Source organism: Streptomyces asiaticus (assembly GCF_018138715.1).
GTDB classification, from domain to species: domain Bacteria; phylum Actinomycetota; class Actinomycetes; order Streptomycetales; family Streptomycetaceae; genus Streptomyces; species Streptomyces asiaticus.
On sequence record NZ_JAGSHX010000001.1, the window covers coordinates 175,195 to 187,200 of the forward strand.

1 protein-coding gene is annotated in these 12,006 nt (G+C 70.6%); it reads left to right on the forward strand.

The window, feature by feature from the left end; genetic code table 11:
• Nucleotides 1-93: 93 nt before the first annotated feature.
• On the forward strand, nucleotides 94-11,955 hold the full coding sequence (locus tag KHP12_RS00700; RefSeq protein WP_211831233.1) for a type I polyketide synthase: 11,862 nt from the start codon (nucleotides 94-96) through the stop codon (nucleotides 11,953-11,955).
• The last annotated feature ends 51 nt before the right edge of the window (nucleotides 11,956-12,006 follow it).

Sequence of the window (12,006 nt, forward strand, 5' to 3'; positions counted from 1 at the left end):
CGTGGTCGGTGTCCGTCTGGCGAACCGTGTTTTCATTACTTTCAGGGCCGTTGCGCTCTTCCAGCGAACGACGTGTTTAGTGTGGAGTTTTTGATGCCTGCTGCATCCAACCAGAACAAGGCTGTTGAAGCGCTGCGCAAGTCGTTCAAGGAAATCGAGCGGCTCCGGCGTCAGAACCGCCAGCTGACCAGTTCGGCCACCGAGCCCATTGCGATCATCGGTATGGCCTGCCGATTTCCGGGTGGAGTGAATTCTCCGGAAGCGTTGTGGCAGCTGGTCGCCGACGGATCGGACGCGATCTCGCCCTTCCCGACAAACCGTGGCTGGGACGTGGAGGGGATCTACAATCCGGACCCGGAACGTCCGGGTACCAGTTACGTTCGCGAAGGCGGTTTCCTCCACGACGCGGACCAATTCGACTCCGCGTTTTTCGGCATCTCGCCTCGTGAGGCCCTGGCCATGGATCCCCAGCAGCGGCTGCTGCTGGAGACGTCGTGGGAGGTGTTGGAGCGGGCGGGCATCGACCCCGCGTCACTGCGTGGCAGCCAGACAGGCGTCTTCACCGGTGCCATGCACACCACTTACGCATCCGAGGCCGCGCGGATCCCGGACGAGATCGAGCCGTACCTCCACAACAGCGCCACCACCAGCATCGCCTCGGGCCGTGTCTCCTACACCTTCGGCTTCGAAGGTCCCGCCCTGACCGTGGACACCGCTTGCTCATCGGCGCTGGTCGCCCTGCATCTGGCTGCTCAGTCGCTGCGCCAGGGCGAGTGCTCCATGGCGCTGGTCGGCGGTGCGACGGTCATGGTGAGTCCCGAGGGTTTTGTCACCTTCAGCCGGCAGCGCGGTCTGGCCGTCGACGGCCGGTGCAAGGCGTTCGCCGACGGAGCCGACGGCACCGCATGGTCCGAGGGCATCGGTGTGCTGCTGGTGGAGCGGCTGTCCGACGCGCGGCGCAACGGGCACCAGATACTCGCGGTGGTGCGCGGCTCCGCCGTGAACCAGGACGGCGCGAGCAACGGTCTGACGGCCCCCAACGGTCCGTCACAGCGCCGCGTCATCCGGCAGGCCCTGGAAAACTGCGAGCTGACCCCCAGCCAGATCGACGCGGTCGAGGCACACGGTACGGGTACGACGCTGGGTGACCCGATCGAGGCGCAGGCGCTGCTGGCCACGTACGGGCAGGACCGGCCGGAGGGTCGGCCGCTGTTGCTGGGCTCGTTGAAGTCGAACCTCGGCCACACGCAGGCCGCTGCCGGTATGGCCGGCGTCATGAAGATGGTGCTGGCGATGCGGCATGGTGTGCTGCCGAAGACGCTGCACATCGACGCTCCGTCGAGCCACGTGGACTGGTCCGAGGGCCAGGTCGAGCTGTTGACCGAGGCGCGGGCATGGCCGGAGACGGGCGAGCCGCGCAGAGCAGGTGTGTCGTCGTTTGGTGTGAGCGGGACCAACGCGCATGTGATCCTGGAGCAGGCTCCCGAGGTCGAGGTGGCCGAGGTCGAGGCCGAGGAGCCCGCTGACGGTGGTGTCGCGGGTATCGCGGGTCCGGTGGCGTGGGTGGTGTCGGGCAAGAGTGACGCCGCGTTGCGGGCGCAGGCCGGGCGGTTGCGAGAGTTCGTGGCGGAGCGTCCGGAGCTGGGCGCCGCCGATGTGGCTCTCTCGCTGGCGACGACCAGGTTCGCCTTCGAACAGCGCGCCGTAGTGACCGGGGCCGGCCGGGAGGAGCTCCTCGAGCGTCTGGAGGCGGTGGCCGAGGGAGTGAAACTTCCCGGTGTGGTCTGGGGGAAGGACGCCGAGACGCCTGGCCGGTCGGTGTTTGTGTTCCCGGGGCAGGGGGCGCAGTGGGCGGGGATGGCGGTGGGGTTGTTGGAGTCCTCGCCGGTGTTCGCGGAGGCGATCGGCGAGTGTGAGTCGGCTCTGTCGGCGTATGTGGACTGGTCGTTGACGGATGTGCTGCGCGGTGCCGAGGGCGCTCCTGGTTTTGACCGGGTGGATGTGGTGCAGCCGGTGTTGTTCGCGGTGATGGTGTCGCTGGCGAGGCTGTGGCGTTCGGTGGGTGTGGTGCCGGACGCGGTGATGGGTCACAGTCAGGGTGAGATCGCGGCGGCGTGTGTGGCGGGTGCGCTCTCGCTGGAGGATGCGGCGAAGGTGGTGGCGTTGCGGTCGCAGGCGATCGCGGCGGGTCTCGCGGGCCGTGGTGGCATGGTGTCCGTCGGCCTGTCGGCGGACGCGGCCAAGGAGCGTCTCGCCGCCTGGGACGGCGCGATTTCCGTCGCGGCGGTCAACGGCCCCGGCTCGGTCGTGGTGTCGGGTGACCCGGGTGCGCTGGATGAGATGGTGGCCCAGCTGGAGGGCGAGGAGGTGCGGGTCCGCCGGGTCCCGGTGGACTACGCCTCGCACTCCGCGCATGTGGAGGCGATTCACGAGGAGCTGCTGAAGGTCCTGGCGGACCTTCAGCCGCGTTCGTCGGAGGTGCCGTTCTACTCGACGGTGACCGGTGAGCTGGTGGACACCGCCGGTCTGGACGCGGAGTACTGGTACCGGAACCTGCGGCAGACCGTTGAGCTGGAGGTCACCACTCGGAAGCTGTTGGACGACGGCCACACCGTGTTCATCGAGGCCAGCCCGCATACCGTACTGATGCTGCCGTTGCAGCAGACCGTGGAGGCCGCTGAGGCCCAGGCGGTGGTCGTCGGCACGCTGCGGCGGGATGAGGGCGGGCCCGAGCGGTTCCTGACCTCTGCCGCCGAGCTCTATGTGAGCGGGGTCGGCGTCGATTGGCCGAAGGCGTTCGCCGGTCATGGTGCCCGCCGCGTGGAATTGCCGACGTATGCCTTCCAGCGGGAGCGCTTCTGGCTTGACGCTCCTGCGGGTGCGGGCGATGTGGGTTCGGTGGGGTTGGGCTCGCTGGGGCATCCGTTGCTGGGTGCGGTGGTGTCGTTGGCCAGTGGTGGCGGAGTGCTGCTGAGCGGGCGGCTGTCGCTGGCCACGCATGGGTGGCTGGCGGATCACGCCGTCCACGGGGCGACGTTGCTGCCGGGGACGGCGTTCGTGGAGCTGGTGGTACGGGCGGGCGATCAGGTCGGCTGTGGTCGGGTTGAGGAACTGATCCTGGAAGCGCCGCTGATCGTGCCCGCGAAGGGTGGCGTACAACTTCAGGTCGAGGTGGGGGAGGCGGACGCTTCCGGCTTCCGTGAGGTGAGTGTGTTCTCGCGGGCGGAAGCGGACGGTGAGGGCGCCGCATGGGTGCGGCATGCCCATGGTGTGCTGGGTTCGGCCGTGGCCGGCTCCGAGGTGCCGTTCGACTTTGGTGTGTGGCCTCCGGCGGGGGCCGAGTCGGTTGATGTGTCAGGTGAGTATGTGCGGGCCGCGGAGCACGGGTTGGAGTATGGGCCGGTTTTCCAGGGGCTGAAGCGTGCGTGGCGGCGTGATGGTGAGGTGTTCGCGGAGGTCGAGCTCCCGGAAGGAGAGCGGGAGCGGGCAGGCCAGTTCGGGCTGCATCCGGCGCTGTTCGACGCGGCGTTGCACGCGATGGGTGTGAGCGAGGGCCTGGCGGGTGGTTCGGGGAGTCTGCTGCCGTTCTCCTGGCGTGGGTTCGCTCTGGAGGCGGTTGGTGCGACATCGCTGCGCGTGCGGCTGGCGTCGGCGGGTGCCGGGTCGGACGCCGTGTCGGTGCTGGTGGGGGATGAGTCGGGGCGTGGGGTGGCGTCGGTCGAGTCGCTGGTGTTGCGTCCGGTTGACGCGGCTCAGCTGAACGCCGTGGGCGGGGTGGCGCGGGATGCGTTGTTCCGGGTCGAGTGGGTGGACGCGCCCGGGGCTGGCATGGCGGGTGAGGTCCCGCCGCGGACAGAGGTTGTGCGGGTCGCCTCCGGTGGTGCGGACGTGGTGGGCGAGGTGTACGGGCGGGTCCTTGAGGTCTTGGAGCGGGTCCAGGGGTGGTTGGCGGACGAGGACCGTGCGGGTGAGCGGCTGGTGGTGGTGACCCGGGGCGCTGTCGATGCGGGCGATGGCGTGGCGGACATGGCGGGGGCTGCGGTGTGGGGCCTGGTGCGGTCCGCTCAGTCGGAGAATCCCGGGCTCCTGGTGCTGGTGGACACCGATGACGTGGAGGGAGTCGCGGACGTTCTCCCCGGGGTGCTGGCTCTGGGTGAGGAGCAGGTGCTGGTGCGGTCGGGTGCGGTGCGGGTGCCGCGTTTGGGCCGGTCGCTGCCTTCGGGAGACGCTCCGGAGTCGGGGGTGTTCGGTTCCGGAGCGGTGCTCGTGACGGGCGGTACAGGTGTGCTGGGCGGGTTGGTGGCGCGGCATTTGGTGACCCGGCACGGCGTCGAGAAGCTGGTGCTGCTGTCCCGTCGTGGTGCGGAGGCCGAGGGTGCGGCCGAGCTGCGCGCCGGGTTGGAGGCCGCCGGCGCCGAAGTGGTGATCGCGGCGTGTGACGCCGCGGACCGTGTGGCTCTGGCGGGGGTGTTGTCGGGGTTGCCGGAGGGTTTTGGTCTGAGTGGTGTGGTGCATGCGGCGGGTGTGCTCGACGACGGGCTGCTGACGTCGTTGACGCGTGAGCGGGTTGAGCCGGTGTTGCGGGCGAAGGTGGACGCGGCGTGGAATCTGCATGAGCTGACCGCGGGGATGGACCTGTCGGCGTTCGTGCTGTTCTCCTCGGCCACCGGTGTGCTGGGCGGTGCCGGGCAGAGCAACTACGCGGCGGCGAACGTGTTCCTGGACGGCCTGGCGTCCTGGCGCCGGACGCGGGGGCTGCCGGGTGTGTCGATGGCGTGGGGTCTGTGGGCCGAGGCCAGCGGCATGACCGGACACCTCGGCGAGGATGACATCCGGCGGATATCCCGCTCGGGCGTGCTGCCACTGGCCACGGACGAGGGGCTTGAGCTGTTCGACGCCGCTCTGGTCTCGGACGTGGTGGTACCCGTTCTCTTCCGGCCGGACATCGCGGCGCTGCGCGCGCGGGGTGCCGAGCTCCCCGCCCTCTTCCGCAACGTCGTACCGGGGATGGCCGTCCGGCGTGTCGCGGGCGCCGGAGACGCGGACGCGGACGAGATCGCTGCCCGCCTGCGGCGGCGACTGGTCAGCATGTCCGAGGCGGATCAGGAACAGTTCCTGCTCGAAGAGCTGATCCGCGTCCATGTGGCCGCCGTCCTGGGCCACGCCAAGTCGGACGCTGTGGAGGTGGGACGCCCCTTCAAGGACCTGGGCTTCGACTCGCTCACCGCCGTGGACTTGCGGGCACGTCTGAGCGCGGAAACGGGTCTGCGCCTCCCGGCGACACTCGTTTTCGACTACCCGAACCCGACGGTACTGGCGGGCTATCTGCGCTCGGAGATCCTCGGCTCCCACGACAGGACCATCGCGGCACCGGGGGGCGGGTCCTTCGGGGCCCCGTCTCGCACCGACGAGGAGCCGATCGCGATCGTGGCCATGAGCTGCCGCTTCCCCGGTGGGGTGCGGACGCCCGAGGAGCTGTGGCAGTTGGTGATGGAGGGCACCGATGCCACGTCGCCGCTCCCGTCCAACCGTGGCTGGGACCTCGAGTCCACGTACGACCCGGACCCCTCGCACGAGGGCACGTACTACGTCCGCAACGGTGGCTTCCTCTACGAGGCGGACCAATTCGACCCGGAGTTCTTCGGGATTTCGCCGCGTGAGGCGCTGGCGATGGATCCGCAGCAGCGACTGCTGCTGGAGACGTCGTGGGAGGCGTTCGAGCGGGCCGGTATCGCTCCGGAGGCGGCGAAGGGAAGCCGGACTGGCGTCTTCGTCGGCGTCATGTACAACGACTACGGTGCCCGTCTGGAAGGGAACGCCCCCGTCGGCTTTGAGGGCTACCTCGGCATGGGCAGCGCGGCCAGCGTGGCCTCGGGCCGGATCTCCTACACCTTCGGTCTCGAGGGGCCCGCCGTGACAGTGGACACGGCGTGCTCGTCGTCGCTGGTCGCGCTGCACCTGGCGGTCCAGGCGCTGCGCCAGGGTGAGTGCGACATGGCGCTGACCGGTGGTGCGACGGTGATGTCCACACCGGTGGCGCTGGTGGATTTCAGCCGTCAGCGCGCGCTGTCCGCGGACGGCAAGTGCAAGGCGTTCAGCAATCGCGCCGACGGCTTCGGATTCGCCGAGGGTGTCGGGCTGCTGCTGGTGGAGCGGCTGTCGGACGCCAGACGCAACGGGCACGAGGTGCTGGCCCTCGTCCGGGGTTCGGCGACAAACCAGGACGGTGCGTCCAACGGCCTGACCGCCCCGAACGGCCCGTCTCAGCAGCGGGTGATCCGCGCGGCGCTGGCGAACGCCGGGCTGTCGGCGGCCGAGGTGGACGCGGTCGAGGCACATGGCACCGGCACCCCGCTGGGCGATCCCATTGAGGCGCAGGCCCTCCTGGCCACCTACGGCCAGGACCGGCCCGCGGACCAGTCGGTGTGGCTCGGCTCGGTGAAGTCGAACATCGGCCATGCGCAGGCGGCGGCCGGTGTGGCTGGTGTCATCAAGATGGTCATGGCAATGCGGCACGGCGCGCTGCCGAAGACGCTGCACATCGATGAGCCGTCGCAACACGTGGACTGGTCCGCGGGCGGAGTGCGCCTGCTGACGGACGATATGCCCTGGCCGGAGACGGGACGGCCGCGGCGTGCGGCGGTCTCCTCCTTCGGAATGAGTGGCAGCAATGCCCACGCCGTACTGGAACAGGCCCCGTTCGACGACGCTCCCAGCCCTGCCGCCGGTGACGAGGCCCCGGCCGGGAAACTTCCGGAGATCACGCCGTGGGTGCTCTCCGGACGGTCGGAGACCGCGGTGGAGGCGCAGGCGGAGCGGCTGCTGGCGCATGTGCGTGAGCGCCGAGAGCTGTCGCCCGCCGATGTCGGGCTGTCGTTGGCGACCACGCGCAGTGTCTTCGAACACCGCGCGGTGGTGCTGGCGGGAGACGGGGACGGCCTCATGAACGGCCTGGGTGCGTTGGCCGAGGGGAACGCGTCGCCTGGTGTGGTACGGGGGGTGGCGGCCGCCCGGGACCGGGCAGTGCTTGTCTTCCCTGGTCAGGGGTCGCAGTGGGTGGGGATGGCGGCGGGGTTGCTGGAGTCTTCGCCGGTGTTCGCGGAGCGGATCGGTGAGTGCGCGGCCGCGCTGGCGCCGTTCGTGGACTGGCCGCTCGCGGATGTGCTGCGGGGTGGTGAGGGTGCTGCGGTGGCGTTGGAGCGGGTGGATGTGGTGCAGCCGGTGTTGTGGGCGGTGATGGTGTCGTTGGCGGAGTTGTGGCGTTCGTACGGTGTGGAGCCGGCGGCGGTCATCGGTCATTCGCAGGGTGAGATCGCGGCGGCGTGTGTGGCGGGTGCGTTGTCGTTGGAGGATGCCGCGAAGGTGGTGGCGCTGCGCAGCCAGGCGATTCGGGCGTTGTCCGGGCGCGGGGGCATGGTGTCGGTGTCGCTGCCGGTGGAGGCGTTGCGGGAGCGGCTTGAGGCGTGGGGTGAGCGGTTGTCGGTGGCGGCGGTGAATGGTCCTTCGGCGGTCGTGGTCTCCGGTGACGTCGACGCGCTGGAGGAGTTGCTGGCGGTTTGCGAGGCGGAGGAGATCCGGGCCCGCCGGATTCCCGTGGACTACGCCTCGCATTGCGCTCATGTCGAGGCCATCGAGGACGAGCTTCAGCAGATCCTCGCGGGAATCGCCCCGCGCTCGTCGTCGGTGCCGTTCTATTCGACGGTGACCGGCGGGGTGCTGGACACGGCCGGTCTGGACGCCGCGTACTGGTACCGGAATCTGCGTCAGACGGTGCGTTTCGACGAGACCGTCCGTGTCCTGCTGGCAGACGGTTTCCAGGTGTACATCGAGGCCAGTGCCCATCCGGTGCTCACCATGGGGGTTGAGCAGACGGCCGAGGACCACGCCACGCAGGTCACCGCCGTGGGTTCGCTGCGCCGTGAGGAAGGCGGCCTGGAGCGTTTTCTGACCTCTGTGGCCGAGGCGTATGTGGGCGGTGTGTCCGTCGACTGGGCGGGGGTGTTCGCCGGGACGGGCGCGGAGCGTGTGGAGCTGCCGACGTATGCCTTCCAGCGCTCGCGCTTCTGGCTGGAGCCCGAGGCCATCAACGGCGCCGGTGATGTGGCGTCGGTGGGGCTGGACTCGGCCGGGCATCCGTTGCTGGGGGCCGCCGTACCGCTGCCCGACTCGGACGGTTTCCTGCTCACCGGTCGGCTGTCGCTCCGTACCCATCCCTGGCTCGCCGACCACGCGGTGCTGGGCCGGGTCATCCTGCCCGGTACGGCGTTCGTCGAGCTGGCGTCGCGGGCCGGTGACGCGGTGGGCTGTGACCGGTTGGAGGAGCTGACGCTGGAGGCGCCTCTGGTGCTGCCCGACGAGGGGGCGGTCCAGGTGCAGCTGGTGGTGAGCGGGCCGGCACAGGATGGGCTGCGCGAGTTCAGCGTGTATTCCCGCCGTGGCGATGGCCCGGACGCGTCGTGGACGTGCCATGCGAAGGGTGCGCTGGCCCCGGCGTCCGCGGCCGACAGGGCGACGGGCCCGGTGGGCCTGGAGGCGTGGCCGCCGGCGGGGGTGGAAGCGCTCGAGATCGCGGGCTTCTACGAGGACGTGGCGGCCACCGGGCTGGCGTACGGGCCGGTGTTCCAGGGGCTGCGTGCCGTCTGGCGCAAGGGCGATGAGGTCTTCGCCGAGGTGGCGCTGCCGGAGGAGTCGCGGGCGGAGGCGGCCCGGTTCGGGCTGCATCCCGCGCTGCTCGATGCGGCGCTGCACGCCTGGCTGGTGTCCGCCGCCGCCGAGGGAGGCGGGAAGGTGGAGGGGATCCAGCTGCCGTTCGTGTGGAGTGGAGTGTCGCTGTACGCCACCGGCGCGACGTCCCTGCGGGTACGGCTGGCCCGTACGGGCGCCGAGGGGATGTCGGTGCTCGTGGCGGATGCCGCCGGTGCGCTGGTGGCGTCGGCGGACGCGCTGGTCACCCGGCCGGTCTCGGAAGCGCAGCTCGCGTCGTCCGCCGGCGACGACGAGTCGCTGTACCGGCTGGAGTGGGTCGCGGCCCCCACTACCAACCCCGCCCCCGCCACCGGACCGTGCGCCGTGGCCGGACCGGATGTCTTCGGCCTGGCCCGGGCGTTGAAGGCGGCCGACGGGTCGGTGGAGGAACACACCGACCTGGCCGCTCTGGCGGCGCATGTGGGATCGGGCGCTCCGATGCCGGATCTGGTGTTCGTGACGGTGTCCTCCGGCCCCGGTGAGGACGTCGTCCCGGCGGCGCGGGCGGTGGCCCACCGGACTTTGGATGTGGTGCGGACGTGGTTGGCGGAGGACATGTTCGCCGGGGCACGGCTGGTGCTGGTCACCCGGGGCGCGCTGGCGACCGAGGACGGTGCGGATCCGCGTGATCTGGCGGCGGCCCCGGCGTGGGGGCTGGTGCGGTCGGCGCAGGCCGAGCATCCGGACCGGTTCGTCCTGCTGGACGTGGACGGCGCCGAGGCATCGCTGGCCGTGGTCCATCAGGCGGTGTCCATCGGGGAGCCGCAGCTCGTGGTGCGCGGTGCCGAGGTGCTGGTGCCGCGTCTGGCCCCCGGCGCCGCGAAGGGCGTGCTGACGCCGCCGGATGGCGGGGAGGCGTGGCGGCTGGAGTCGTCGGGAGCGGGCACGTTGGAGGGGCTGAGGCTGGCCGCGGCCCCGGATGTCACCGGGGAGCTCGGCGAGCACGAGGTCCGGGTCGCCGTGCGTGCCGCGGGCATGAACTTCCGCGATGTCCTGATCTCCCTGAACATGTACCCGGACCCCGGGGCCATGATGGGGAGCGAGGGAGCCGGTGTGGTCGTGGCCACCGGTTCCGGTGTCACTTCTCTCGCCGTCGGTGACCGGGTCATGGGGTCGTGGACCGGTGGTTTCGGACCGCTGGCCGTGGCGGACCACCGCAGCCTGGTGCGCATCCCGGACGGCTGGTCCTACACCCAGGCCGCACCCATCCCCGTCGTCTTCGGAACGGCTTTGTACGGACTGCGGGAGTTGGCGGGCCTGCGGCGCGGTGAGTCGCTGTTGGTGCATTCCGCCGCCGGTGGTGTGGGGATGGCCGCGGTGCAGTTGGCGCGGGCGTGGGGTGTGGAGGTGTTCGCGACCGCGAGCGAGGCCAAGTGGGATGTCCTGCGCGGCCTCGGGCTGGACGATGCGCATATCGCGTCGTCGCGGACGCTGGAGTTCGAGGAGCGGTTCAGGGCCGCCTCGGGTGGTCGTGGTGTGGATGTGGTCCTGGACTCCCTGGCCGGTGAGTTCGTGGACGCCTCGCTGCGGTTGCTCAGTGAGGGCGGGCGGTTCATCGAGATGGGCAAGACGGATGTGCGGTCGGCCGAGGAGGTGGCCGCGGCGCATCCGGGGGTGATGTACCGGGCGTTCGACCTGGCCGAGGCGGGTCCGGTGCGCATCGGGGAGATGCTCGCGGAGATCGTGGCCCTGTTCGAGGGCGGCGGGCTGGAGCCGTTGCCCGCACGGGTGTGGGATGTGCGCAGGGCTCCTGAGGTGTTCCGGTTCATGAGCCAGGCGCGCCATGTGGGCAAGCTGGTGCTGAGTGTCCCGGCCGCGCTGGATCCGGAGGGGACGGTGCTGATCACCGGTGCCGGTGGTGTTCTGGGTGGTCTGGTCGCCCGGCATCTGGTGGCGGAGCACGGCGTGCGCCGGCTGCTGCTGGTCAGCCGTCGTGGCCGCGCGGCCGAGAGCCTGACAGAGCTCGAGGCGGAGCTGACGGCCCTGGGTGCCTCGGTCACGATCGCCGCCTGCGATGTCGCCGACCGCGACGCGCTGGCCGATCTGCTGGCCGACCTCCCCGGCGGACACGGTCTGACCGGTGTGGTTCACGCCGCGGGTCTCCTGGATGACGGCACGGTGACGTCGCTGACGCCGGAGCGGCTGGACGCGGTGCTGCGGGCGAAGGTCGACGGGGCGTGGCATCTGCACGAGTTGACACGCCGTTTCGATGTGGCCATGTTCGCCCTGTTCTCGTCGGCCGCCGGTGTGTTGGGGGCCGCGGGGCAGGCGAACTACGCTGCCGCCAATACGTTCCTGGACGGGCTGGCTCAGCGGCGTCGGGCGATGGGTCTGCCGGGAGTGTCGCTTGCCTGGGGTCTGTGGGCTGAGCGCTCCGGGATGACCGGCCATCTCGATCAGGCGGACATCTCGCGGATGACGCGGGGCGGATTGGTGCCGTTCTCCTCCGAGGAGGGGTTGCGGCTGTTCGACACGGCGGGTCGGCTGGCCGAGGGTGTGGTGGTGCCCGCCCGGCTCGACCTCGGCCAGTTGGCGGCCGCCGCCGATACCTCGCCCATGCCTCCGTTGCTGAGTGGGCTCGTACGGCGGTCCGTTACACCCCGGCGCGCCTCGGCCCAGGAAGAGGCTGGTTCGCAGGAGGCGTCGTTGGCGCGGCGGCTGGCCGGGCTTGGCCAGGGGGAGCGGCGGCGGATGCTGCTGCGTTTGGTCCAGGAGCACGCTGCCACGGTGCTCGGTCATGGGACGGCGTCCGCGGTGGATACCGATCGTGGCTTCCTGGAGTTGGGCTTCGACTCGCTCACCGCGGTCGAGCTGCGTAACCGGCTGAACGCGGCCAGCGGGCTACGCCTGCCCGCCACGCTCATCTTCGATTACCCGACGCCCGCGGCGTTGGCCGGACACCTGGGTGCGGAGATCGCCCCCGTGGCGGCGGACGACGCGCCCGATGTGGCTGCCGAACTCGACCGGCTGGAAGCCGCGTTGCTCGGCACGGACACCTCGGCCGACGACGCCACCCGCACGATGGTGGCCGACCGACTGAAGCGCCTGCTGTCCCAGTGGGACGGCGGCCGTGGCGGCCCGGTGCCGGACGGCCAGGCCGGCGGAGCGACCAACGGCTCCGGCGATGCGGACGGTGTCGCCGACCACCTGGAGACGGCGGCGGCCGACGAACTCTTCGCCTTCATCGACGAGGAGTTCGGGACGTCGTGATCCGACCAGCGGCCACCACCACGGCGCATCCACGAAGCCACACCTGCCCGC